This window comes from Kaistia nematophila, from assembly GCF_026343855.1.
GTDB lineage: Bacteria > Pseudomonadota > Alphaproteobacteria > Rhizobiales > Kaistiaceae > Kaistia > Kaistia nematophila.
In genome coordinates, this window is the sequence record NZ_JAPKNK010000004.1 from 323715 (window position 1) to 348198 (window position 24484).

27 protein-coding genes and 1 tRNA gene are annotated in these 24484 nt (G+C 67.5%); 17 read left to right on the forward strand and 11 right to left on the reverse strand.

All coding sequences use genetic code 11. The features are described 5' to 3' along the window. The 4 genes from OSH07_RS12275 to OSH07_RS12290 form a co-directional block, all read right to left on the reverse strand. A complete protein-coding gene (locus OSH07_RS12275) occupies window positions 1-504 on the reverse strand; it encodes a DoxX family protein (protein WP_266338942.1) in 504 nt (167 codons plus the stop codon). Beyond that, window positions 501-1262, reverse strand: coding sequence for an HvfC/BufC N-terminal domain-containing protein (locus OSH07_RS12280; RefSeq protein WP_266338943.1), 762 nt, complete (start codon window positions 1260-1262; stop codon window positions 501-503). Before OSH07_RS12280 ends, OSH07_RS12275 begins: the two co-directional genes overlap by 4 nt. A gap of 3 nt (window positions 1263-1265) precedes the next feature. Beyond that, the gene (bufB, locus tag OSH07_RS12285) at window positions 1266-2153 is read right to left on the reverse strand and encodes an MNIO family bufferin maturase (RefSeq protein ID WP_266338944.1); all 888 of its coding nucleotides are present in this window, start codon (window positions 2151-2153) and stop codon (window positions 1266-1268) included. A gap of 107 nt (window positions 2154-2260) precedes the next feature. Further along, on the reverse strand, window positions 2261-2542 hold the full coding sequence (locus OSH07_RS12290) for a BufA1 family periplasmic bufferin-type metallophore (RefSeq protein WP_266338945.1): 282 nt from the start codon (window positions 2540-2542) through the stop codon (window positions 2261-2263). Between the two features lie 235 nt (window positions 2543-2777). On the opposite strand from OSH07_RS12290, the gene OSH07_RS12295 reads away from it, so the two are divergent. Both OSH07_RS12295 and OSH07_RS12300 read left to right on the forward strand, forming a co-directional pair. Beyond that, a complete protein-coding gene (locus tag OSH07_RS12295) occupies window positions 2778-3266 on the forward strand; it encodes a sigma-70 family RNA polymerase sigma factor (protein WP_420909620.1) in 489 nt (162 codons plus the stop codon). Between the two features lie 11 nt (window positions 3267-3277). Next, window positions 3278-3916 carry an NrsF family protein gene (locus tag OSH07_RS12300; RefSeq protein ID WP_266338947.1) on the forward strand — a complete coding sequence of 213 codons (639 nt, stop codon included), beginning with the start codon at window positions 3278-3280 and terminating at the stop codon, window positions 3914-3916. 165 nt (window positions 3917-4081) lie between these two features. On the opposite strand, the gene OSH07_RS12305 is transcribed toward OSH07_RS12300, so the two are convergent. Further along, window positions 4082-4171, reverse strand: a tRNA-Ser gene (locus OSH07_RS12305). A 594-nt stretch (window positions 4172-4765) separates the two neighbouring features. Between OSH07_RS12305 and OSH07_RS12310 the strand changes: the two genes are divergently transcribed. From OSH07_RS12310 to OSH07_RS12375, 14 genes are all read left to right on the forward strand, one after another. Further along, on the forward strand, window positions 4766-5428 hold the full coding sequence (locus OSH07_RS12310; protein WP_266338948.1) for a 50S ribosomal protein L21: 663 nt from the start codon (window positions 4766-4768) through the stop codon (window positions 5426-5428). A 47-nt stretch (window positions 5429-5475) separates the two neighbouring features. Beyond that, on the forward strand, window positions 5476-5748 hold the full coding sequence (gene rpmA / locus OSH07_RS12315; RefSeq protein WP_266338949.1) for a 50S ribosomal protein L27: 273 nt from the start codon (window positions 5476-5478) through the stop codon (window positions 5746-5748). 116 nt (window positions 5749-5864) lie between these two features. Then, window positions 5865-6560: a GNAT family N-acetyltransferase gene (locus OSH07_RS12320; RefSeq protein WP_266338950.1), complete on the forward strand. Its 696-nt coding sequence runs from the start codon at window positions 5865-5867 to the stop codon at window positions 6558-6560. Then, entirely contained in the window at window positions 6532-7089 is a 558-nt protein-coding gene (locus OSH07_RS12325) for a GNAT family N-acetyltransferase (RefSeq protein WP_266338951.1), read from the forward strand. Before OSH07_RS12320 ends, OSH07_RS12325 begins: the two co-directional genes overlap by 29 nt. Continuing rightward, the gene (gene obgE, locus OSH07_RS12330) at window positions 7086-8129 is read left to right on the forward strand and encodes a GTPase ObgE (RefSeq protein ID WP_266338952.1); all 1044 of its coding nucleotides are present in this window, start codon (window positions 7086-7088) and stop codon (window positions 8127-8129) included. Before OSH07_RS12325 ends, obgE begins: the two co-directional genes overlap by 4 nt. Before the next feature lie 100 nt (window positions 8130-8229). Next, window positions 8230-9387, forward strand: coding sequence for a glutamate 5-kinase (gene proB / locus OSH07_RS12335; protein ID WP_266338953.1), 1158 nt, complete (start codon window positions 8230-8232; stop codon window positions 9385-9387). A 10-nt stretch (window positions 9388-9397) separates the two neighbouring features. Next, window positions 9398-10690: a glutamate-5-semialdehyde dehydrogenase gene (locus OSH07_RS12340; RefSeq protein ID WP_266338954.1), complete on the forward strand. Its 1293-nt coding sequence runs from the start codon at window positions 9398-9400 to the stop codon at window positions 10688-10690. Then, the gene (locus OSH07_RS12345) at window positions 10687-11352 is read left to right on the forward strand and encodes a nicotinate-nucleotide adenylyltransferase (RefSeq protein ID WP_266338955.1); all 666 of its coding nucleotides are present in this window, start codon (window positions 10687-10689) and stop codon (window positions 11350-11352) included. The genes OSH07_RS12340 and OSH07_RS12345 overlap by 4 nt, the downstream gene beginning before the upstream one ends. Before the next feature lie 125 nt (window positions 11353-11477). After that, complete coding sequence (gene rsfS / locus OSH07_RS12350; protein WP_266338956.1) at window positions 11478-11903, forward strand: ribosome silencing factor; 426 nt, start codon at window positions 11478-11480, stop codon at window positions 11901-11903. Between the two features lie 9 nt (window positions 11904-11912). Continuing rightward, window positions 11913-12392, forward strand: a complete 480-nt coding sequence (gene rlmH, locus OSH07_RS12355; protein ID WP_266338957.1) for a 23S rRNA (pseudouridine(1915)-N(3))-methyltransferase RlmH — start codon at window positions 11913-11915, stop codon at window positions 12390-12392. 180 nt (window positions 12393-12572) lie between these two features. Next, window positions 12573-13934: a murein hydrolase activator EnvC family protein gene (locus tag OSH07_RS12360; protein WP_266338958.1), complete on the forward strand. Its 1362-nt coding sequence runs from the start codon at window positions 12573-12575 to the stop codon at window positions 13932-13934. After that, window positions 13931-15265: a S41 family peptidase gene (locus tag OSH07_RS12365; protein ID WP_266338959.1), complete on the forward strand. Its 1335-nt coding sequence runs from the start codon at window positions 13931-13933 to the stop codon at window positions 15263-15265. The genes OSH07_RS12360 and OSH07_RS12365 overlap by 4 nt, the downstream gene beginning before the upstream one ends. A gap of 330 nt (window positions 15266-15595) precedes the next feature. Then, window positions 15596-16114 (forward strand): RNA pyrophosphohydrolase, encoded by a 519-nt coding sequence (locus tag OSH07_RS12370; protein WP_266338960.1) that lies wholly within the window; start codon window positions 15596-15598, stop codon window positions 16112-16114. A gap of 111 nt (window positions 16115-16225) precedes the next feature. Further along, window positions 16226-16555: an RcnB family protein gene (locus tag OSH07_RS12375; RefSeq protein WP_266338961.1), complete on the forward strand. Its 330-nt coding sequence runs from the start codon at window positions 16226-16228 to the stop codon at window positions 16553-16555. Between the two features lie 151 nt (window positions 16556-16706). On the opposite strand, the gene OSH07_RS12380 is transcribed toward OSH07_RS12375, so the two are convergent. The 6 genes from OSH07_RS12380 to OSH07_RS12405 form a co-directional block, all read right to left on the reverse strand. Further along, window positions 16707-17111 (reverse strand): F0F1 ATP synthase subunit epsilon, encoded by a 405-nt coding sequence (locus tag OSH07_RS12380; protein WP_266338962.1) that lies wholly within the window; start codon window positions 17109-17111, stop codon window positions 16707-16709. A 26-nt stretch (window positions 17112-17137) separates the two neighbouring features. After that, entirely contained in the window at window positions 17138-18583 is a 1446-nt protein-coding gene (atpD, locus tag OSH07_RS12385; protein WP_266338963.1) for a F0F1 ATP synthase subunit beta, read from the reverse strand. A gap of 25 nt (window positions 18584-18608) precedes the next feature. Next, the gene (locus OSH07_RS12390) at window positions 18609-19481 is read right to left on the reverse strand and encodes a F0F1 ATP synthase subunit gamma (protein WP_266338964.1); all 873 of its coding nucleotides are present in this window, start codon (window positions 19479-19481) and stop codon (window positions 18609-18611) included. A 63-nt stretch (window positions 19482-19544) separates the two neighbouring features. Further along, complete coding sequence (gene atpA / locus OSH07_RS12395) at window positions 19545-21074, reverse strand: F0F1 ATP synthase subunit alpha (protein WP_266338965.1); 1530 nt, start codon at window positions 21072-21074, stop codon at window positions 19545-19547. Beyond that, window positions 21074-21634 (reverse strand): F0F1 ATP synthase subunit delta, encoded by a 561-nt coding sequence (locus OSH07_RS12400; RefSeq protein WP_266339082.1) that lies wholly within the window; start codon window positions 21632-21634, stop codon window positions 21074-21076. The genes atpA and OSH07_RS12400 overlap by 1 nt, the downstream gene beginning before the upstream one ends. A 213-nt stretch (window positions 21635-21847) precedes the next feature. Next, window positions 21848-24016: a primosomal protein N' gene (locus tag OSH07_RS12405; RefSeq protein ID WP_266338966.1), complete on the reverse strand. Its 2169-nt coding sequence runs from the start codon at window positions 24014-24016 to the stop codon at window positions 21848-21850. Window positions 24017-24107: 91 nt separating this feature from the next. On the opposite strand from OSH07_RS12405, the gene OSH07_RS12410 reads away from it, so the two are divergent. After that, window positions 24108-24404, forward strand: coding sequence for an antibiotic biosynthesis monooxygenase family protein (locus OSH07_RS12410; protein ID WP_266338967.1), 297 nt, complete (start codon window positions 24108-24110; stop codon window positions 24402-24404). The last annotated feature ends 80 nt before the right edge of the window (window positions 24405-24484 follow it).

A 24484-nucleotide genomic window follows, 5' to 3' on the forward strand; every position in this document is an offset into this window, starting at 1 on the left:
TCAGCCTTTGCGCGAACCAAGACCAATGGCGCGGTCGAGCGCCAGCTGACCGCCGCCATAGACGGCGAGCGTCAGCGCCATCGCCGCCCAGGGCAGATGGAAATTGGCCCATCCCTCGGGCACGGTCAGCTGGATCACCGCCGTCATCAGCAGGATGCCGAGGGCCGCGAAGCGGGTACCCAGGCCGAGCACCAGCAGGATCGGCAACACGATCTCGCCGATGCCGGACAACGTCGCCATCAGGATCGGCGCCGGATAGGGGTACTCGTTGCCGAAGATGTGCAGGCTGAACTCCTGCGTGAACAGATAGCGCGCGCCATTCGACAGCGTCAGGAAGCCATCCCATTTCGTCAGCCCCGACTTGAAGAACGGCACCGCCAGCGCGAAGCGCAGCGCCAGCAGCGGCAGCGCCTCGGGGATCGCGGCGACGATCGCCTCGATGCGCTGCACGATGCGCCAGGGCGAGAGCCCGGGGTGCGTCGACGTGTGATCGATGCCGGTCATGTCGGATCTCCTTGCGAGGGGCTGCCGGCAAAGGCGCCGAGCGAAGCCAGGCCCAGAAGCGCGTGGCCGAAATCGAAGTCGGGGTGCCGCGCGAAAGCGATCGCCGCCGCCTCGCCGAGCGCCTCGCCCCGGAATACCGCATCGGCGAAGACGCCATCGGCCGTCGGCACGACATGCACGCGGACATCGAAGACCGGCCGGGTCACCAGCACGCACTCCGGAGCCATCGCCGCCACGGAGCCGACGGCCTCGGCCTGATGCGCCTGCCAGATCGTGCCGATGGCGAAGTCAGATCGCGCCAGGGCGGCTGCCGGGTGGGGTGACAGCCGGACAAGGGGCAGTCGTTCCGGCGCAATCGCCAGCAGCCGCTCCGCCGGAAGCGGCGTGGCATCGGCGGCGTGATAGGCGCGGGTCCAGACAGCCTCGAGCCGGGCCGTGTCGGCGAGATAGGGCAGAGCGGCGGCCGGGGCAAAACCGGCTATGAAATCCGGGAACGTGTCGCCATAGGCAAAGATCAGCGGCGATTGCGGCAGCGATGTCGTGAGGAAGGCGCGCGCCATGCCGTTGAAGAACGCGTCGCCGACCAGCCGCCGCACCACCGGAAATCGCTCGCCAAGCGCCCGCGACAGGCCGGCGACGACATTGTTGCGATAGATGGAAAAGCGGGTCGCGTCGGGCTCGCCCCGGGCGCAGGTCACGCCGCCGGGCACCGGCAGGGACGGATCGAGCAAGGCGGCGGCAAAGGCGCTCTGATCCATGATTCATGCCCGCCTTGCGAGGCGCGCATCGCGCCGGGACGTCGCCGCATCCAGCACGGCTTCGGCGCGCGCGGCTTCCGCCAGCAGCACCGGGAAGGCAGGCACGTCATTGTCCCACTCGATCAGCGTCGGCAGCGGACCGGCGCGATCGATGGTGTGGCGGTAGAGCGCCGAGACGTCGTCGCTCACCTTCGAGCCATGCGCATCGATCAGCAGCCGGTCGCCGGCGCCGTCCAGGGTCTCGTCATAGCCGGCAAGATGGATCTCACCGACGCGCTCGACCGGAAAGCGGTCGATATAGGCGAACGGATCGGCGCGGTGGTTGACGGCCGAGACCATGACGTTGTTGACGTCGAGCAGAAGACCGCAGCCGGTCCGGGCCGCGACGCGCTCCAGAAAGTCGACCTCGTCAATCGTGCTGTCCTCGAACAGGATATAGGTCGACGGGTTCTCCAGGAGCATCTGCCGGCCGACCGCCTGCTGCACCTGATCGACATGGTCGGCGACGCGGCGCAACGTTGACCCGGTGTAGGGCAGCGGCAACAGGTCGTTGAGGAAGCCGCTTTCATGCGTCGACCAGGCGAGATGCTCGGAAAAGGACTGCGGCCGATAGCGGTCGATCAGGACGCGCAGCCGCGCCAGATGGGCCGGGTCAAGCGGCCGCTCGGCGCCGATCGAAAGGCCGACGCCATGCAGCGACAGCGGATAGCGGGTGACGATCTCGCCCAGCGCCCGATGCGGTGCGCCGCCATCGCCCATGTAGTTTTCGGCATGAACCTCGAAGAAGCCGACATCCGGCTCGGTATCCAGGATCTCGCCGACATGCTCGGGCTTGAGGCCGAGCCCGGCGCGCGCTGGAAGAAGGTGGGTGGAAGCTGTGGTGGCGTTCATGATGTCGGCCCTGAGCTTTCGAAGCGACGGAGCCCGACGCACCGGGCCCCGTCGCATTGGCGGATGGGAAAGCGACGGAGCGGCCTTCCGTGAGGCCCGCGTCGCGCCTACATCGGCTTGAGCATACCCTTGTGGCCGTTCACCTCCATCGAGGCGCAGGTTCCGGCCGGGACGGCCTTCCAGGCATTGGCCTGATAGTCCTTGGTCGAGGTTCCGGCGCAGGTGGTGCCGGCACCGGCGGCGCAATCATTCTGACCCTTCAGGGCGATGCCGTAGCACTTCTCCATGCCGACCATCTTTTCAGCCGGAAGCGGGGCGGCATAAGCCGCGGTCGCGAAAGCCGAAACGAGCGATCCGGCAAGGGCGAGGGCAAGGGTCTGGCGGTTCATGACGTTCTCCTGTGAAGGTTGGGAGGAGCGCTTTCTGCGCCCCATGCCGTCGACTTCGGGAGGCGGGCATGGTTCGTTACAGGCGCGATCGAACACGGTTTCGTGATGGCGCTTGCCGCCGGTTCCGGGATATTTCGCCAGCGTCGTAACAATGGACGCATAAGGCCGAAGAAGAGGGATGACAGGCTTGACGAGGACGGACGACGCCGAACTCGCGCGGCTTTTCAGGGCGGCCATGGCTGGCGATGAAGGCGCTTATGCCGTCTTTCTCGAACGCGTCGCCCGGCATGTGCGCGGCTTCTGCCGCCGGCGCATCGTTCATGCCGGCGTCGAGCCGGAAGATGTGGTGCAGGAGACGCTGCTGGCGATCCACCTGAAGCGTCACACCTGGCGTCAGGACGAGGCGGTGATGCCGTGGGTCTATGCCATCGCCCGCTTCAAGCTGATCGATGCGTTTCGGCGGCGCGGCCGTCATGTCGAGGTCGATATCGACGATTTCGCCGAGACGCTGGCCGAACCGGAAAAGGAAGCCTCGCTGGCGCGCGATATCGACCGCGCGCTGGGCGGGCTGGCGACGGTGCAGCGCAATGTCGTCGCCTCGATCTCGGTCGAGGGGGCGACGATCGGCGAAACGGCGCATGCGCTGGGCATGACGGAGAGCGCCGTGCGCGTGGCGTTGCATCGCGGCCTGAAGGCGATCGCCCGCCGCTTTGTGCAGGATTGAACGGAACGGACATGGAAACCAACGATCTCATCAAGGCGATCGCCCGCGACGCCGCCGCGCCCCGGCTTTCGCTCGGCCTGTTGCTGCTGGGCGCCTGCGGGCTGGCCAGCGTGATCGCCGCGGTCGTGTTCTCCACGCTGCTCGGCCCACGTCCCGATTTCGCGGAAGCCGCGCATACCACGCGCTTCCTGCTGAAATTCGTCATCACCGCGACGCTGGCCGTGACGGCGTTGTTCCAGGTCGCCGAGCTGGCGCGCCCGAATTCCCGGCCCCGCCGTCGCGGCGCGCTGCTCGCCATTGCGCCGGCGATCCTGCTCGCCGCCATCCTGATGGAGATCGCCACCATTCCCACCGCCGAATGGGGAGCGCGGCTTGTCGGCACCAACAGCCTGATCTGCCTGACCATGATCCCCCTGATCGGGCTGGGTCCCCTCGCCGTGCTGCTGGCCGCGCTGCGCCATGGCGCGACGACGCGGCCGGGCCTGGCCGGCGCTGCCTGCGGCCTGCTCGCCGGCGGGCTCGCGGCGACCTTCTATGCTGCTCATTGCTTCGACGATTCGCCGTTTTTCGTCGCCACCTGGTATTCGCTGGCGATCGCCATCCTGACCCTGGCCGGCGCCGCGGCCGGCCGCCTCGTCCTGCGCTGGTAGCCGACCTGAACGGTTGCAGCGATCGCCAGTGAATGTCGGTCGCGCGGACCAGTCCCGAAATGCCGAGATCGGGTCCTGCCGGATTCCGTCGAGCCGAGCAGGCACGAATAGGCCCCCGCCTCACAAGGCGAGCGGCAAGAACCCAACAATGTTCATGAAGTTAGATGGCGGAGAGGGGGAGATTCGAACTCCCGATACCCTTGCGAGTATGCCGCATTTCGAGTGCGGTGCAATCGACCACTCTGCCACCTCTCCGCGGTGGCGCTGTCTAGCGCGATTGGCCTGATACATGGGCCGGCACGGGATGACAAGCCCCTTCGCCGCCTTTCCCACGGCTTGTGGATGAATGTGGCTGCGAACGGCCCAAGCGCCGCGAGCCGGACCGAGGCAGAAAAGGCCTTCGGCGCGCACGCGGCCTCCTCAGGGAGCGGCAGAGCCTTATCCCGCCTTACGGCAGTGGCGCGCCATGGGGCCGGCGCTTGCCGCCGCCGCTCCCTCTCGGCGCTTCCGCGCCCGCAGGGGCTTGCCGATGCGACGACAGCCAAGCCAACGGTCCCGGTCCGGGCAGGGGAGCCATCGCGGACCTGTCCATCGCCGGGACGCTCCCTGCCTTTCCCCGCTGCTCCCGCCCAATCGCGAAATCTGCGTAGCCGGCGGCGGGCTGCGAGCGGGCGGCCGGGCTTGCTTTTCAGGGCGCCGGAAGGCCGCTTTCGCTTGACAGGCGCGGCTCCGTCCCTATAAGTGCGGGCCGAATGGCGGCGCGGCGTTTTGGCTGCGCCATTTCCATTTCCCGAAACCCTGACTGAAGAAGCGGACCCTTCGAGGTCCCGCTGAACAACGGAAAGAACAATGTTCGCAGTCATCAAGACCGGTGGCAAGCAGTACCAGGTTGCCGCCAACGACCAGATCGAAGTCGAGCTTCTCACCGGCGCGCCCGGCGACATGGTGACCTTCGAGGAGATCCTTCTCGTCGGCGGCGACGCCGGCGTCACCGTCGGTGCGCCGCTGGTGGCCGGTGCCTCGGTCTCGGCCGAGATCATCGAGCAGTTCCGCACGCGCAAGATCCTCGTGTTCAAGAAGCGCCGTCGCCAGAACTCGAAGCGCAGCCGCGGCCATCGCCAGAGCCTGACGCTCGTCCGGATCAACGAGATCCTGACGAACGGCGCCAAGGATTCCGGCAAGAAGGCCGCCAAGGCGAAGACCAAGGCCGCTCCGGCTGCCGACGCCGCCCCGGCCGCGCTCGCAAGCGGCGGGATCGACAGCTCCAACCTCTCGCTGATCTCGGGCATCGGCCCGACCATCGAGAAGAAGCTGCGCGCCGCCGGCGTCACCTCCTGGGAGCAGATCGCTGCCTGGACCGATGCCGACATCGCCAAGTACGATGAGGAACTCGCGCTCCGTGGCCGCGTCGGCCGTGAAGAGTGGGTCCAGCAGGCCTCCGAACTTCTCGCCGGCAAGCCGCCGCGCGCCAAGATCGACCAGGCAGAGCTGAAGTCTGGCGAAGATCGCTGAGCCGCGCTTCCTAGCGCGCCCCTAACCAACGGATCGGGAGTTCGATCATGGCACACAAAAAGGCAGGCGGTTCCTCGCGCAACGGTCGCGATTCCGCGGGTCGCCGTCTCGGCGTCAAGAAGTTCGGCGGCGAAGCCGTCATTTCCGGCAACATTATCCTGCGCCAGCGCGGGACCCAGTGGCATCCGGGCACCGGCGTTGGCCTCGGCAAGGATCACACGATCTTCGCCGTGACGGACGGTTTCGTATCGTTCCGCAAGAAAGCCAATGGCCGTACCTACGTCTCCGTCGCCCCGGCGGCGCTGGAGGCTGCAGAATAACCGGCTCTTCTCAAGGAACGCCGGTGTCGCATCGACCCGGCCGACCGTGACGGCCTGAAGACAGGGGAGATGGGACACCATCTCCCCTTTTCTTTTGGCCCGACCGGGAGGCACCAATGCGGGACCAGGATCTAGAAGGAACGACAGAGGACGAAGAACGGAGCGTCCTGACGGCGCGGCTCGTGCTGCGGCGCCCCAGGACGGAAGATGCGGCAGTCCTCGCCGCGGCCATCGACAATCCGCGCGTCGCGCGGAACCTCGTCAGCGTGCCGCACCCCTATCGCCGCGCCGATGCGGAAACCTGGATCCGGCAGAGCCACTATCCGGCCGCCGGCGGGGCGCAGATCGCCCTGTCGCGGTCGGATGGCAGCCTGCTCGGCGCCAGCTTCCACCGCCCGAGCGAATCCCGCCCGAACGGGCACGACCTGTCCTTCTGGGTCGCGGAGCACCACTGGGGCGAGGGCTTCGGCACCGAGATCGCCCATGCGGCGATCGACCATGCCTTCGGCGCCGGCCGGCTGGAGCGGCTCTGGTGCGTGGTGCGGGTGACCAACGGGCCCGCCCGGCGGGTGGTCGAGAAGTGCGGTTTCCAGTTCCGCGACACCGGCATGGTGCGCTCTCTTTCCGAGCGCGGCTCCGTTCCGGTCGAACATTTCGTGCTCGAGCGCCGGGTCTGGCAGAGCCTGAAGGCCTGGGGCGCCAATTCCTGGGACACCAATTCCCGGGGCGCCACGGCGCCGACGGAATTCGGAACGATGAAGGGTCTCGACACGAGGGCGAGCGATGATGACGTTACGAGCGATGCTGCCTGAGAAGACGATCCGCGCGGCCAATGTGCTGCTGCGGCCGCTCCGGCCCGATGACGGCCCCGCCATCGTGGCCGGCCTCAGCGACTACGAGGTGACGCGCTGGCTGGCGCGCGTCCCCTACCCCTATGATCTCGACGAGGCGCAGCGCTTCCTCGCCTGGGAGCGGGCGCAGCGCCCGGTCAGCGCCGAGCAGGTCTACGCCATCGATCGCGACGGCATGATCGGCCTGATCTCGCTACGCGACGCCGGCCCGGAGCCCGTGCTCGGCTACTGGCTGGCGCAGGCGCACTGGGGCAAGCGCTACATGAGCGAGGCTGTCGCGGCGCTCGTCGACGACACGTTCCGCGACCCGCGCATCCGCGCGATCCAGTCCGGCGTCTTCGAGGGCAACGAGCGCTCGCTCGCCATCCAGAAGCGGCTAGGCTTCGAGATCGTCGGCCGCTCGGTCCAGCATAACCTTGCGCTCGGCCGCGATCTTGCGCATATCGACACAGCCCTGACGCGCGCGCGTCACTACGAGTTGAAAACATGAAATTTCTCGACGAAGCCAAGGTCTACATCCGCTCCGGCGACGGCGGCGCCGGCTGCGTGTCGTTTCGTCGGGAAAAATTCATCGAGTTCGGCGGGCCGGATGGCGGCGATGGCGGCCGGGGCGGCGACGTCTGGGCCGAATGCGTCGACGGCCTCAACACGCTGATCGACTACCGCTACCAGCAGCATTTCAAGGCCAAGGTCGGCGTGCACGGCATGGGCCGCAATCTCGCCGGCGGCAAGGGCGACGACGTCACGCTGAAGCTGCCCGTCGGCACGCAGATCTATGACGAGGACGGCGAGACGCTGATCGCCGACATGACGCATGTCGGCCAGCGCGTGCAGCTGGCCCGGGGCGGCAATGGCGGCTTCGGCAACGCCCATTTCAAGACCTCGACCAACCAGGCGCCGCGCCGCGCCAATCCCGGCCTCGAGGGGCTGGAGCGCTGGATCTGGCTGCGGCTGAAGCTGATCGCCGATGCCGGCCTGGTCGGCCTGCCCAATGCCGGCAAGTCGACCTTCCTGGCCGCCGTCACCGCCGCCAAGCCGAAGATCGCCGATTATCCCTTCACCACTCTGCATCCGAACCTCGGCGTCGTCAGGAGCGACGGCCGCGAATTCGTCCTCGCCGACATTCCCGGCCTTATCGAAGGCGCGCATGAGGGCGTCGGCCTCGGCGTCCGCTTCCTCGGCCATGTCGAGCGCTGCCGCGTGCTGCTGCATCTCGTCGACGGCACACAGGAAGATCCGGCCGAGGCCTATCGCATCGTGCGCGGCGAACTCGACGCCTATGGCGACGTGCTGGCCGAAAAGCGCGAAGTGGTGGCGCTGTCGAAGGCCGACGCCATCCCCGAGGACGAGCTCGAGAAGATCAAGAGGAAGCTCGCCAAGGCCTGCGGACATACGCCGCTCGTGCTTTCCGCCGCGACCCGCGTCGGCGTCGAGGCGGCGCTGCGGGCGATCGGCCGCATCATCGACGAAGGCAAGCTGGAAGACCCGAACATGCATCCGAGCGCCAAGCCCGAACCCTGGCGACCGTGAAGCTCATGAACCCTGGCCGGGCGAGCCTCGTCTCGCCGGCCTCTGTTTCCTGAGCCTTGCAACGGGGCATCGCCCCATCGGATCGAAGAGCACAGACACCATGAGCCTGATCGTGGAACAGACCGCCGACATCGCGGCGAAGCTCAAGCCGGAGAATTTCCGCCGCATCGTCATCAAGATCGGCTCGGCGCTGCTGGTCGACCGCGCCACCGGGCGGCTTCGCGAGGACTGGCTGGCGGCCTTCGTCGACGACGTCGCCCAGCTCGCCGCCGGCGGGCGCGAGATCCTGCTAGTCTCCTCCGGCGCCATCGCGCTCGGGCGCGGCGTGCTCGGCCTGCCCAAGGGCGCGCTGAAGCTGGAGGAAAGCCAGGCTGCCGCCGCCGTCGGCCAGATCGCGCTCGCGCGCGCCTATTCCGAAATGCTCGGCCGCCATGGCCGCACCGCCGGCCAGATCCTGCTGACGCTGGGCGATACCGAGGAGCGCCGCCGCTACCTGAACGCCCGCTCGACCATCGGCACGCTGCTGAAGCTCGGCGCCATTCCCGTGATCAACGAGAACGACACCGTCGCGACCAGCGAGATCCGCTATGGCGACAACGACCGGCTCGCCGCCCGCGTCGCCTCGATGATGGGCGCCGACCTGCTGGTGCTGCTCTCCGACATTGACGGCCTCTACACCGCCCCGCCGCAATCCGATCCGAACGCCGTGTTCATTCCCGTCGTCGAGCGCATCACCGCCGAGATCGAGGCGATGGCCGGCGGCGCCGGCTCGGAATTCTCGCGCGGCGGCATGAAGACCAAGGTCGAGGCGGCGAAGATCGCAACGGTCGCGGGCGCCGCGATGCTGATCGCGCTCGGCAAGCCGCTGAACCCGCTGAAGCGGATCACCGACGGCGCCAAGGCAACCTGGTTCCTGCCGGAACTCAACCCCGTCACCGCGCGGAAAAAATGGATCTCCGGCCATCTGGAGACACGCGGCGTGCTGGTGATCGACGACGGCGCCGTCAAGGCGCTGCGGACCGGCAAGAGCCTGCTGCCGGCCGGCGTGCGCCGGATCGAGGGCCGGTTCCAGCGCGGCGATGCGATCATCGTGCAGGGGCCGAACGGCGAGGAGATCGCCCGCGGTCTCGTCGCCTATGACGCGGCCGACGCGGAACGGATCGCCGGCCGCAACACCAAGGAAATCGAAACGATTCTCGGCTTTGCTGGCCGGGCCGCCATGGTCCATCGCGACGACATGGCGCTTCGCGGCGAATAGGAAGATCCAGATGACCCCGTCCCTCCTCCGCGAAAACGAGACCGAAACGGTCGAAGCCGTGATGCTGGAAATCGGCCGGCGCGCCCGCGCCGCGGCGCGGCGCCTGGCTCTCGCCTCGGCCGACAGCAAGAACGCGGCGCTTTCCGCCATGGCCGCCGCCATCCGCGCGCGCGCCGGCGAGATCCTCGCCGCCAATGCCAAGGACGTCGCGGCGATGCAGACCGAGGGGGCGCTCGCCTCCTTCATCGACCGCCTGACGCTGACGCCTTCCCGCGTTGAGGGCATCGCGGCGGCGATCGAGGAAATCGCCGCCCTGCCCGATCCCGTCGGCACGGTGATCTCCGCCTGGGACCGGCCGAACGGCCTGCATCTCGAGCGCGTGCGCACGCCGCTCGGCGTCATCGGCGTCATCTATGAGAGCCGGCCCAACGTGACGGCCGACGCCGGCGCGCTTTGCCTCAAGGCCGGCAATGCCGTCATCCTGCGCGGCGGCTCGGACTCGTTCCATTCCTCCGCCGCCATCCATGCCGCGCTGGTCGAGGGGCTGGTCGCGGCCGGCCTGCCCGCCGACGCCATCCAGATCGTGCCGACGCGCGACCGCGCCGCCGTCGGCGCCATGCTCTCCGGCCTTGGCGGCGCCATCGACGTGATCGTGCCGCGCGGCGGCAAGAGCCTGGTCGCCCGCGTCCAGAACGAGGCGCGCGTGCCGGTCTTCGCCCATCTCGAGGGCCTGGTGCACATCTACGTGCATGCGGCCGCCGACCTGGAGATGGCGAAGACCATCCTCGTCAACGCCAAGATGCGCCGCACCGGCGTCTGCGGCGCGGCCGAGACGCTGCTGATCGACCGCGCCGTCGTCGACACCCATCTGGTGCCGATCGTCGAGGCGCTGATCGCCGCCGGCTGCGCCATCCGCGGCGACGCCGAGACGACCAGGCGGATTGCCGCCGCGACGGCCGCGACCGAGGAAGACTGGTCGACCGAATATCTCGACGCCATCATCGCCGTGAAGGTGGTCGACGGCCTCGACGCCGCCATCGACCATATCGAGACCTATGGCTCGCACCATACCGACGCGATCATCACCGACGACGCCGAGGCGGCGGCGCGCTTCCTGGCGGAAGTCGATTCCGCCATCGTCGTCCACAACGCCTCGACCCAGTTCGCCGATGGCGGCGAATTCGGTTTCGGCGGCGAGATCGGCATCGCCACCGGCCGCATGCATGCGCGCGGGCCGGTCGGCGTCGAGCAGCTGACCTCGTTCAAGTATCGCGTCAACGGCTCCGGGCAGACGCGGCCGTGAATTCCGCAGGGGGGAGCGGAACGGAGGAAGCGATCGATCCGGCATTGCGCTCGGCCCTGAAGCTGCCTTATGCGGCGCCCGGCCAGCGCATCGGGCTGTTCGGCGGATCCTTCGATCCGCCGCATCAGGGCCACCTGACCGTCAGCCTGATGGCGCTGCGGCGGCTGAAGCTCGACGCGGTCTGGTGGCTGGTGACGCCGGGCAATCCCCTGAAGGGCCACGCGCCCGATCAGCTCGGGCACCGGGTCGCGGCCGCGCGCGCCATGGCGCGGCATCCGAAGATCCACGTCACCGCCATCGAGGCGACGCTGAAATCGCGCTTCACCGCCGACACGCTCGCCATCCTCACCGACCGGCTGCCGGGCGTCGACCTCGTCTGGCTGATGGGCGGCGACAATCTGCGCCAGTTCCACCGCTGGCGCGACTGGCGGCGGATCGCCGGACTGATGCCGATCGCGGTCTATGACCGGCGGGGCAGCACCTTCACCGGGCCGGCCGCGCCGGCGGCGATCGCGCTCCGGCGGCGCCGGCTGCGCGAGGTGGACGCGGCGCAGCTGCCAGTGGCGGAAACGCCGGCCTGGATCTACCTGCACGGGCCCCGCATCGCGCTTTCTTCGACAGAACTGCGCGCCAAACGCATTAAGAGTGCCGCCGCGTCTTGAAAGCGCCACAGCGTCGTGCCTATGTCCTTTTTTGCACGATTTCCATCGCGTGGAGCGCAACTGCTCCTGGCCAGAGAAAAGGCCCATCGCGCCAATGGCGAAAGGACTGACCACTGACGACGGCAATGCAGCCTGAGGACGCTATCCAGCGCGTGCCTCACCGAGTTAGCGTGCGCCGGCAGATTGCGGCGGACGAAGCTCTCAAAGCGATCCTCACCACCCTCGAAGATTCGAAGGCCGAGGATATTGTCTCCATCGACATCGCCGGCAAATCCGCCCTGGCCGACTACATGGTCGTCGCCACCGGGCGGTCGCAGCGCCATGTCAGCGCGATTGCCGAGCATATCGACCGCGACCTCACCGAGGCCGGCGGGCGGATTGCACGTATCGAGGGCGTGCCCCATTGCGACTGGGTGCTGCTCGATGCCGGCGACGTCATCGTCCATATCTTCCGGCCCGAGGTTCGCGCCTTCTACAATCTCGAGAAGATGTGGTCGGCGGACGAGTCGCTATCCGCGCCGGCTCCCTCGCGGGAACAGCCCGGCAGCTAAGGCCGTTCGATGCGCATCCAGATCGCCGCCGTGGGTCGGCTGAAGGCCGGCCCCGACCGCGCGCTGATCGAGCGCTATCTCGACAGGGCCACGCAGGCCGGGCGCAGCCTCGGCCTGACCGTCTCCGTCCGTGAATTCGTCGAAAGCCGGGCCCAGCGCGGCGACGAACGCATGGCGCAGGAAGCGCAGACGCTGCTCGCGGCGCTGCCCGAGGGCGCCATCCTGGTCGCCCTCGACGAGCGCGGCGAGACGCCGTCGAGCGCCGCCTTCGCCAAGCGGGTGGGCGACTGGCGCGACCAGGGCGCGCGCGACCTCGTCTTCGCCATCGGCGGTCCCGACGGCCATGGCGACGCCATCCGCAAGCGCGCCGACCTGAAGCTCGCCTTCGGCGCCATGACCTGGCCGCACCAGATCGTCCGCCTGCTGCTGGCAGAGCAGATCTATCGCGCCATGACGATTCTCTCCGGCCACCCCTACCATCGCGAATAGCCTACCCTATGTTGCCGCGCGAGCCGTCGCGCTTCGGCCGCAATCCCCCGTTACGCTCCGGTACATGGAGGTTGACGAGGTATTAACGCTTCGCTGCCAAATCTCGTCGCTGTTCACCCAGCCATAGCCGTCGGGCGCCTGCACTTGGTTCGCATTCGGGTTTCTCCGCTGCCTCGACAGTTGCCCCTCCTCGTCGGGCGGGCTGCGCTCGCCGCGGCGCTGGTCGCCGGCGCGACGCTGTCCGGCTTCGCGGTCGAGCCGACGACCGAGACGGACACGACCGAGGCAACCCAGACCGCCGCGCCGAGCCAGACCGAGCAGCAGCGCAGTGCGCGCAGGGCCGAGCTCGACGCCATCACGCACGACATCGAGGTCACGGCCGAGCGCCAGGCGGCGCTGCGCGCCGAGATGAGCCAGCTCGACCAGGACCGCGCCACGCTCAACAAGTCGCTGATCGAGACGGGCGAGCGGGCCAAGGGCCTGGAACGACAGATCGACGAGGCCGAGCAGCGCATGGGCGGCCTGCTCGACGAGGAGAAGACCGTCCACGCCTCGCTCAACTCGCGCCGCGCCGTGCTCGCCAATGTGCTGGCCGCGCTGCAGCGCATGGGCCGCAAGCCGCCGCCGGCGATCGTCGTCCGCCCCGAGGATGCGCTCGCCTCGGTGCGCAGCGCCATGCTGCTCGGCTCGGTCGTGCCGGAATTGCGCGTCGAGGCTGAGGCGCTCGCCACCGACCTGCAGCACCTGGTGGCGCTGAAGACGGAACAATCACGCGAGCGCGACCGCATGCGCGCCGACGCCAGCGCGCTCGCCGAAGAGCGGACGCGCATCGAATATCTCGTCGAGGACAAGCGAAAGGCGCGCGACCGCTCCGAGCAGCAGCTTGCCGAGGAGCAGGCGAAATCGGAGGCGCTCGCGAAAAGCGCCACCAGCCTGAAGGGGCTGATCGCCGACCTCGAGGGCCAGATCGCGGCGGCCGCCGACGCGGCCGAAGCCGCCAAGAAGGCCGAGGCCGCCAACCAGGCGGCGATGAATGACGGCCGCGCCCCGCGCAGCCCGGAAAGCCTCGGCTCGGCCGACCGCATCGCCCCTGCCGTGGCCTTCGCCTCGACCAAGGGCCTGCTGCCGCGACCGGCCAACGGCGTGCAGCTGAAGGCGTTCGGCGATGCGGACGGCCTCGGCGGCACCACGCAGGGCCTGTCGATCGCCACGCGCGCCGCGGCGCGGGTCTCCTCTCCGGCCGACGGCTGGGTGGTCTATGCCGGTCCGTTCCGGTCCTACGGACAACTCTTGATCATCAATGCCGGTGGCGGATATCATATCCTGCTGGCAGGGATGGAACGGATCGACGTCGAATTGGGACAGTTCGTTCTCGCAGGGGAACCTGTGGCGCTGATGGGAACACGGTTGCTCGCAAGCGGCAGCACCGTAGGCATTGGCGCAACGCAGCCCGTGCTCTATGTCGAATTTCGAAAAGACGGTAACTCGATCGACCCGGCTCCCTGGTGGGCCCGGTCCAACGACGAAAAGGTTGGCGGATGATACGCAACGTTTCGCTCCTCCTGGCTGGCACCATCATCGGCGCGACGGCCGCGGTGACCCTCCCCCAGGTTCCGAGCCTGATCCCGGGCGTCGCGCATGCCGCCGTCTCGGATACCTACCGGCAGCTCAATCTGTTCGGCGACGTGTTCGAACGCATCCGCTCCGACTATGTCGAGAAGCCGGATGAAAGCGCGCTGATCGAAGCTGCGGTCAACGGCATGCTGACCTCGCTCGATCCCCATTCGAGCTACATGAACCCCAAAGACTTCAAGGACATGCAGGTCCAGACCCGCGGCGAGTTCGGCGGTCTCGGCATCGAAGTGACCATGGAGGACGGCGTCGTCAAGGTCGTGTCGCCGATCGACGACACCCCGGCCGCCAAGGCCGGCATCCTGGCCGGCGACCTGATCATCTCGCTCGACGGCGAGGCGATCCAGAACATGAATCTGAACCAGGCCGTCGACAAGATGCGCGGCGCGGTCAACACGCCGATCACCGTCACGATCCAGCGCAAGGGCGTCGAGAAGCCCTTCGACGTCAAGATCGTGCGCGACGTGATCCGCGTCCAGTCGGTCCGTTCGCGCGCCGAGGGCGACATCGGCTACCTGCGCATCTCCTCCTTCAACGAGCAGACCTTCGACGGCCTGAAGTCGTCGATCGACAAGCTCAAGCAGGAGATCGGCAAGGACAAGATCAAGGGCTACATCCTCGATCTGCGCAACAATCCGGGCGGCCTGCTCGATCAGGCCGAATATGTCAGCGACGCCTTCCTCGAGAAGGGCGAGATCGTTTCGACGCGCGGCCGCCATGCCGACCAGAACATGCGCTACGACGCGCATCCGGGCGACCTGACGGACGGCAAGCCGGTGATCGTGCTGATCAATGGCGGTTCGGCCTCGGCGTCGGAAATCGTCGCCGGCGCCCTGCAGGACCAGAAGCGCGCCACCATCCTCGGCACGCGTTCCTTCGGCAAGGGCTCGGTGCAGACGATCATCCCGCTCGGCTCCAACGGCGCCATCCGCCTGACCACGGCGCGTTACTACACGCCGTCGGGCCGGTCGATCCAGGCCAAGGGCATCGATCCGGACATCCAGGTCGTGCAGGACCTGCCGCCGGAGCTCAAGGACAAGGTGACCGACACCAAGGGCGAAGCGTCGCTCAAAGGCCACCTCACCAACGAGGGCGGCGGCGACGAGGGCACCGGCTCGCAGGCCTATGTCCCGCCGGAGGCGAAGGACGACAAGCAGCTGCAGCAGGCGATCGGCCTCCTCGACGGCAAGCAGGCGAACAGCGCCTTCCCGCCGAATCCGGCCACCGCCGTTCCGAACTGACTTCCAAAAGACGGCGCCTCATCGAGGCGCCGTTTTTCTTTGGGCGTCCGCTCCGGCGTCCCTCGCCGCCAACCGCACGCAGGACCTTGTGGGAGGCCCTGTGCCGATGATCGGCCCGCACGCGCTTCTACCGCTTCCGGAGAGAGAATGCCGTTCAGCGCCGTCCGCCGCCGCCGCGCGGCCTTCTTTTCCCGCCCTGCGACCGCATGTGAACAGAGCGGCGGCTGTCACGCCGATCCGCCGAAGCCGTGCTATCGTCCCGCCCGATCTCCCTCCCCGCACCGCGCGCCGTGAAGGCTGTCATGCGGGCCTCGAATGGTGACCCAGAACATGTCCAGCAAGAAGCTGATCGACCCCACCTCGCTGCCCTACCGCCCCTGCGTCGGCACCGTCGTCTTCAACCGGGAGGGGCTGGTATGGATCGGCGAGCGCTCGCCGAATGCCGAGCTGACGCCGGGAGATCCGATCTGGCAGCTGCCGCAGGGCGGCATCGACAAGGGCGAGGATCCGCTGCCGGCGGCTCGGCGCGAACTGTTCGAGGAGACCAGCATCCGAACAGTGTCGCTGCTCGCCGAAGCAGAGGGCTGGTTCGACTATGACCTCCCGCCGGAGCTGGTCGGCGTGGCGCTAAAGGGCAAGTATCGCGGCCAGCGGCAGAAGTGGTTCGCCTTCCGCTTCGAGGGCGACGAAAGCGAGATCAACGTGCTGGAGCCCGGAGACGGTAGCGCCGAGGCGGAATTCATCTCCTGGCGCTGGGAGCCCATCGAAAACCTGCCCTCGCTGATCGTGCCGTTCAAGCGCAAGGTCTATGAGCAGGTAGTGCAGGCGTTTCGCCACCTGGCGCCCTGATCACGGTTCACGCTGCCGCGGCCGGATGAACAGATAGTAAGGCAGCCGTTCAGTTTTGGTTCAGGCTGTCGGCGCTACAAGCGGGTCATCAACAACGAGGGATGACCCGCCATGAAGAAGATTCTTCTCGCCACGATCGCGCTTTCGATGCACGCCGTGCCGGCTGCCAACGCGCAGTCCTATCGCGCCGACCGCGACCATCGCGGCTCCGGCGGCTACGAGCAGCAGCATGGCAAGCAGGCAAAGAAGCCGCAGCACCGCAAGCATTGGTCGAAGGGCCAGCGCGTCCCGTCGCAGTATCGCGGCGACCGGATCGACTACAAGCGCCACAATCTGAAGGCGCCGCCGCGCGGCTATCAGTGGGTCGAGAATGACGGCCAGTACCTGATGATCGGCATCGCCACCGGCGTCATCGCCGCGATCGCCAACGCCGGCCGCTGAGGCTTCGATCAGGCGATGGCCCCCGCGGCCATCGCCTCCGCGCCGGCCGCCGCCGACTTCCCCATCGGCGCCAACAATGAAAAAGCCCGCCATCGACAGAGGTCGATGGCGGGCTTTTTCATTCTGGACCCGCGGCCGAAGCCGCGGGAGATCAATGGCCGAGCGCTTCGCGGATGTCCTGAAGCTGCTGCAGCTTGGTCTGCGCCACAATGCGCTGGGCGTCGTCGCGCGCATCGGCGACGTCTTCCTCGGCATTGCGGATCTCGAGCGCGAACGCGTCGGGATCGAGGCTTTCGAGCGGGATCGCCTGCTCGGCCAGGATGGTCAGGCCGGCTCCGTTCACGTCGGCAAAGCCGCCGCGAACGAAGAACTTCTGAACACCGCCGCCGACCTGGGTGACGACCACGCAGCCCGGCTTGATGGTCGCCATGAAGGGAGCGTGGTCCTTGAGAACCGTGAACTCGCCGTCAGTACCCGGCACCACGACCGAGACGACCGACTCCGAAAGCAGGAGCCGCTCGGGTGACACGAGTTCGAACGGGAACGGATCTGCCATGTTGGGTTCTTTCTCTCGTCAGACGATCAGGCCGCGGCCGCGAGCTTCTTGGCCTTGGCGATCGCTTCTTCGATCGTGCCGACCATGTAGAAGGCCGCTTCCGGCAGGTGGTCGTAGACGCCGTCGCAGAGGCCCTTGAAGCCCTTGATGGTGTCTTCGATCTTGACCTGGACGCCCGGCGAGCCGGTGAAGGCCTCGGCCACGTCGAAGGGCTGCGACAGGAAGCGCTCGATCTTGCGGGCGCGGGCCACGGTGAGCTTGTCCTCTTCGGAAAGCTCGTCCATGCCCAGGATCGCGATGATGTCCTGGAGGGCCTTGTAGCGCTGCAGGATCTGCTGCACGCGACGGGCGACCGCGTAGTGCTCTTCGCCGACGATCGCCGGCGTGAGCATGCGCGAGGTCGAGTCGAGCGGATCCACGGCCGGGTAGATGCCCTTTTCCGAGATCGCGCGCGACAGAACCGTCGTGGCGTCCAGGTGGGCGAAGGAGGTGGCCGGCGCCGGGTCGGTCAAGTCGTCGGCCGGCACGTAGATGGCCTGCACGGACGTGATCGAGCCCTTGTGCGTGGTGGTGATGCGCTCCTGCAGCTGACCCATGTCGGTCGCCAGCGTGGGCTGGTAGCCCACCGCCGACGGGATGCGGCCGAGCAGAGCCGACACTTCCGAACCCGCCTGGGTGAAGCGGAAGATGTTGTCGACGAAGAACAGCACGTCCTGGCCCTGGTCGCGGAAGTTCTCGGCGACGGTCAGGCCGGTCAGGGCGACGCGGGCGCGGGCGCCCGGCGGCTCGTTCATCTGGCCGAACACGAGGGCGCACTTGGACTTCACGGCCGGATCCGGATTGCGCGGATCGGCGTTCACCTTGGCGTCGATGAACTCGTGGTAGAGGTCGTTGCCCTCGCGGGTACGCTCGCCCACGCCGGCGAACACGGAGTAACCGCCGTGCACCTTCGCGACGTTGTTGATGAGCTCCTGGATCAGAACCGTCTTGCCCACGCCGGCGCCGCCGAACAGGCCGACCTTACCGCCCTTGGAGTAGGGAGCGAGCAGGTCGACGACCTTGATGCCGGTGACGAGGATCTCGGCCGAGGTGGCCTGCTCCGAGTAGGACGGAGCCGGCGCATGGATCGGACGCAGGCCTTCGGCCTCGACCGGGCCGGCCTCGTCGATCGGCTCGCCGATGACGTTCATGATGCGGCCGAGGGTGCCGGCGCCGACCGGAACCTGGATCGGGCCGCCGAGGTCCTTGACCTTCTGGCCGCGGACGAGGCCTTCCGACACGTCCATGGCGATGCAGCGCACGGTGGACTCGCCGAGATGCTGAGCGACTTCCAGCACGAGGCGGTTGCCGTTGTTGTCGGTCTCGAGGGCGTTGAGAATTGCGGGCAGATAGCCTTCGAACTGCACGTCGACGACGGCGCCGATGACCTGGGTGACGCGGCCGGAGCCGGCCTGCTGATTGGTGTTCGCCATGGTGTTCAACCTTCCAAAAATCCGGTCAGAGCGCCTCGGCGCCCGAAATGATCTCGATCAGTTCCTTGGTGATCATCGCCTGGCGCGTCCGGTTGTAGCGGAGCGTGTACTTCTTGATCATCTCGCCTGCGTTGCGCGTGGCGCTGTCCATCGCCGACATCTTGGCGCCCATCTCGGACGCGACGTTCTCGAGGAGAGCACCCAGAATCTGGACCGAAATGTTGCGCGGCAGCAGATCCTCGAGGATCGCCGCTTCGCTCGGCTCATATTCGTAGTTCGACAGGGCCGCGCCGGCTTCTTCGGCCGGGAGCTGCGCCGGGATCACCTGCTGCGCCGTCGGGATCTGCTGGATCACCGAACGGAACTTGGCGAAGAACAGCGTCGCGACGTCGAACTGGCCGTCCTCGTACAGCTTCAACAGCTTGCGGCCGATCGCGTCCGCATTGGCGAAGCCGATCTGCTTGACGGTGCGCAGCTCGACGAGCTCGATGATCTCCGTCTGGAACTGGCGACGAAGGATGTCATAACCCTTCTTGCCGACGCAGAGGATCTTCACCGTCTTGCCTTCACGCTGCAGGCGCAGGGCGTGATCGCGGGCGAGGCGCGAGATCGACGAGTTGAAGGCGCCGCAAAGACCACGCTCGGCCGTGCAGACGACGAGAAGATGCGTCTGGTCGGAACCGGTGCCGGCAAGCAGGCGCGGACCGTCGTCGGTGTTCACGCCGGTCGCCACATTGGCGAGCACGGCGTTCATGCGCTCCGCATAGGGGCGCGCAGCTTCCGCAGCAGCCTGGGCACGACGCAGCTTCGCCGCGGCGACCATCTGCATCGCCTTGGTGATCTTCTGCGTCGCCTTCACCGAGGCGATGCGATTTTTTAGTTCCTTAAGGCTCGGCATGAGCGTCCCTGTCGATCGGTCTGAAGTCCGGGTCGCACGAGGCGACCCGGCTCAGGCCAGGATTCAGGCGAAAGACTTGGCGAAGCTGTCCAGCGCGGCCTTGAGCTGCGCACGGAAGTCGTCGTTCAGCTCGCGCTTGTCGCGGATGCCGTCGAGCAGCGCCTTGTGCTCGCTGCGGAGCGAAGCGAGCAGAGCCGCCTCGAACGCGCCGACCTGGCTGACTTCGATGCGATCGAGGTAGCCGTTCACGCCGGCATAGATCACCGCGACCTGCTCCTCGACCTTCAGCGGCGAGAACTGCGGCTGCTTCAGGAGCTCCGTCAGACGGGCGCCGCGGTTCAGGAGCTTCTGGGTCGTGACGTCGAGGTCGGAGCCGAACTGCGCGAAGGCAGCCATTTCACGATACTGCGACAGCTCGCCCTTGATCGGGCCGGCAACCTGCTTCATCGCCTTGATCTGGGCGGCGGAGCCGACGCGCGACACCGAGAGGCCGACGTTCACGGCCGGGCGGATGCCCTGGTAGAACAGGTCGGTCTCGAGGAAGATCTGGCCGTCGGTGATCGAGATCACGTTGGTCGGGATGTAGGCCGAAACGTCGTTCGCCTGCGTCTCGATGACCGGCAGAGCCGTCAGCGAGCCGTTGCCGTTGTCGTCGTTCAGCTTGGCTGCGCGCTCGAGCAGGCGGGAATGCAGGTAGAACACGTCGCCCGGATAGGCTTCGCGGCCCGGCGGACGGCGGAGCAGCAGCGACATCTGGCGGTAGGCGACGGCCTGCTTCGACAGATCGTCATAAACGATCAGGGCGTGCATGCCGTTGTCGCGGAAGAACTCGCCCATGGCGCAGCCGGAGAACGGCGCCAGGTACTGCATCGGAGCCGGGTCGGAAGCGGTGGCGGCGATGACGATCGAGTATTCGAGCGCGCCGCGCTCCTCGAGCACCTTCACGAACTGCGCGACGGTCGAGCGCTTCTGGCCGATGGCGACATAGACGCAGTAGAGCTTCTTCGACTCGTCGCCCGTGTCGTTGACCGACTTCTGGTTCAGGATGGTGTCGAGCGCGATCGCGGTCTTGCCGGTCTGGCGGTCGCCGATGATCAGCTCGCGCTGGCCGCGGCCAACCGGGATCATCGCGTCGATGGCCTTGAGGCCGGTCTGCATCGGCTCGTGCACCGACTTGCGCGGGATGATGCCCGGCGCCTTGACGTCGACGCGGCGACGCTCGGTGAACTCGATCGGGCCCTTGCCGTCGATCGGATTGCCGAGCGCGTCGACGACGCGGCCGAGCAGACCCTTGCCGACCGGCACGTCCACGATGGCGTTGGTGCGCTTGACCGTGTCGCCTTCGGCGATGTCACGGTCGGAGCCGAAGATCACGACGCCGACATTGTCGGTCTCGAGGTTCAGGGCCATGCCGCGGGTTCCACCGGGGAACTCGACCATCTCGCCAGCCTGGACGTTGTCCAGACCGTAGACGCGGGCAATACCGTCACCGACCGACAGAACCTGTCCGACTTCGGAAACCTGAGCCTCGGAGCCGAAATTCTTGATCTGCTCCTTGAGGATTGCGGAGATTTCAGCGGCGCGGATGTCCATCAGCCGACCTCTTTCATGGCGATCTTGAGTGAATTGAGTTTGGTGCGAAGCGACGTATCGATCATGCGACTGCCGACCTTGACGACCAGGCCGCCGATCAACGCCGGATCGACATTCGGGGAAAGCGTGACGTCCTTGCCGATCTGCGCCTTGAGCGCTTCCTTCAGCGCCGCGGTCTGCGTCTCGGAAAGCGGCTCAGCGCTGGTGACTTCGGCGGTGACTTCGCCGCGATGCTTGGCGAGAAGCTGCCGGAAGGCGGCGATCATGCCGGGAACCGCGAAGAGGCGACGATTGCTCGCCGCGACCTTGACGAAATTGCCGACCAGCCCGCCGATGCCAGCCTTCGTCAGCACGGCCGAGATGGCGCGCAGCTGCTCGTCGGCATCGAAGACCGGGCTCTGCACGAGGCGGACGAGATCGTCGCTCTCGCTCAGCAAAGCGGTGAAACGGGACAGATCGGCATCGACGGCGTCGAGCGCGCCGCTCTCGAGGGCCAGATCAAACAGTGCCGTCGCGTAACGCCCGGCGACCCCTGATACGAGAGTTTTGTCTTCTGCCACCTGATCCTCGCTCTGTGACGCGCCCCCACTTCCGGGTTCGTCCGGATGCTGCACGCAACGCCTTGAACGTATTGAAGATTTTTTCAACGGGTTGAACCCGTCAAAAACGGCATTCCCCGAAGCCGCGCGTTCGTTACCACAGCATCCCGCGACTCGCAACACGGCCCGGGCCTTGAATCTTGCCAAATGCGGCCGCACGCGCGGCCACGGGCCTCAGAGGAAGCTCTGCGGATCGATATCCACCTGCACGCGGAGGCTGCCGCGCACGGCAGGCGCCTCCGCCAGCCAGTCACGCAGGAAGCCCTGCAGGTCGACAGCTCGCGGCGCCTGGACGAGCAGGCGGAAGCGATGGCGACCGCGCAAAACCGCCAAAGGCGCCTCGGACGGGCCGAGCACCATGACCGGCCCGCTCTCCGGCGCGGTGCGGCGCAGCGCCATGGCATAGCCATAGGATGTCGCCCGGTCGGCGGCTGAGACAATGATGCCGGCCAGCCGCCCGAAGGGCGGCAGCACGGCAAGTCGTCGCGCCTCGATCTCGCGCGCATAGAAGGCCTCGCGATCCCCGGAGGCGATCGCCGCGATGACGGGATGCTCCGGCGCGTAGGTCTGCAGCAGCGCCCGGCTTTCGCCGCCGGCGCGGCCGGCGCGGCCGGTCACCTGGGCCAGCAGCTGGAAGGTGCGCTCGGCGGCCCTCGGATCGCCATGTGCAAGGCCGAGATCGGCATCGACGACGCCGACAAGCGCCAGCAGCGGGAAATTATGCCCCTTGGCGACGAGCTGGGTGCCGATGATGATATCGGCCGCGCCGTTGCGGATCGCGTCGAACTCCTCGCGCATCTTCTTGACCCCGCCGAGCAGGTCGCTCGACAGCACGATTCTTCGCGCTTCTGGAAAACGGTTGGCGACCTCCTCTGCGACGCGCTCGACGCCCGGGCCGCAGGCGACGAGGCTGTCCTCGGCGTCGCAGACCGGACACTGGTCCGGCCGATGCTCAGTATGGCCGCAATGATGACAGACGAGCTGGCCGCGAAAACGGTGGTCGACCAGCCAGGTCGAGCAGTTCGGGCACTGGAAGCGGTGGCCGCAGGTCCGGCAGAGCGTCAGCGGCGCATAGCCGCGACGGTTCAGGAACAGCAGCGCCTGGCCCTTGTTGGCGATCGTCTCGCCGATCGCAGCGACCAGCGACGGCGCCAGGAACTGGCCGCGCTCCGGCGCATCGACGCGCAGGTCGATCGGCTGGATCTCCGGCAGCTTCGCCGCCGCGTAGCGCACCGAGAGCACGATGCGCCGATAGCGGCCCTGGTCGGCGTTGACGCGGCTTTCGATCGACGGCGTCGCCGAGGCGAGCACGACCGGGAAGCCGCCGAGATGGCCGCGCACCACCGCCATGTCGCGGGCGTTGTAGATGACGCCCTCTTCCTGCTTGTAGGCGGTGTCGTGCTCCTCGTCGACGACGACGAGGCCAAGCTTGCGGAAAGGCAGGAACAGCGCCGAGCGGGCGCCGACCACCGCCTGCACCTCGCCGGTGGCGACGCCGCGCCAGACCCGCTCGCGCAGCCGCGCCGGCATCTCGGAGTGCCATTCCGCCGGCCGATGGCCGAAGCGGCGGGCGAAGCGATCGAGAAAATCGACGGTAAGCGCGATTTCCGGCAGCAGCACCAGCGCCTGCTTGCCCATCCTGAGCGTTTCCGCCAGCGCCTCGAAATAGACCTCCGTCTTGCCGGAGCCGGTGACGCCGTCGATCAGCGACACCGAGAAGGCCGCCTCGTCGACGCTGGCGCGCAGCAGCGCCGCGGCATCGGCCTGGCCGGGGTCGAAGGTCGGCCGGGCATGATCGGGCTCTGGCGGCAGGGTCAGCGGAGGCGGCGGCAGCATCACCGCCTCCAGCACGCCCTGCTCGACCAGGCCGTTGACGACGCTGGACGAGACGGCAGCGAAGCCGGCGACGGCGCTCTTCGGCATCGGCTCGCCGCCGGCGAGCGCATCGAGCACGCGCTGGCGCGCCGTCGTCACGCGGTCAGGCGCCTTGCCGGCGAGCCGCAGCGCCGGAACGGCGCGCGGCGGTTCCAGCGCGTCCGGCGCCCGCAGCACCATGCGCAGCACCATGCCGCGCTGGCTCAGCGTGTAGTTCGCCACCCAGTCGACGAAACGGCGCAAGCTCGCGTCGAGCGGCGGCGAATCATAGCGGTGCAGGACGGCGCGCAGCCGGTTGTGACCCACGGACGGGTCGACCGGATCGTCCCAGACGGCGCCGATCATCTCGCGCGGGCCGAGCGGCACGCGCACGATATCGCCCGGCGCCAGGTCGAGGCCGGCCGGCACTTTGTAGGTATAGGGCCCGTCCACCGCCAGCGGCAGCAGCACGGACACGGTGCGGCCCAATTCCAATCCAGAATCCCCGGAGCGACGATGCGGTCGACGTTGCCGCCCTCATGCCCCAGATAATAGCGTTCTCACAAACAGGCGAGCCACCATGATCCTCGAACATGCTCTTCTCACCGTGAAACCCGGTCATGCCAGCGCTTTCGAGGAAGCCATGACGAAGGCCGCGCCGCTGATCGCCGCCAGTCCGGGCTTTCTCGGCCTTGAGGTCCGGCCCTCGATCGAGTCACCCGGCACCTATCTGCTCCTGGTGCGCTGGGAGAGCCTCACCGACCACGACCCCGGCTTTCGCGCCTCCGACCGCTACCAGCACTGGAAGGCGCTGCTGCACGACTTCTACGACCCGTTTCCCACGGTGACGCATTTTTCGGAGCCGCTGCCGGTCTAGGGAGACGGCAAGGGAACAGGGCAGGCAAGTCCCTCACCCAATCCTCTCCCCGCCGGGGAGAGGGCTTCTTGGCCGCCCCA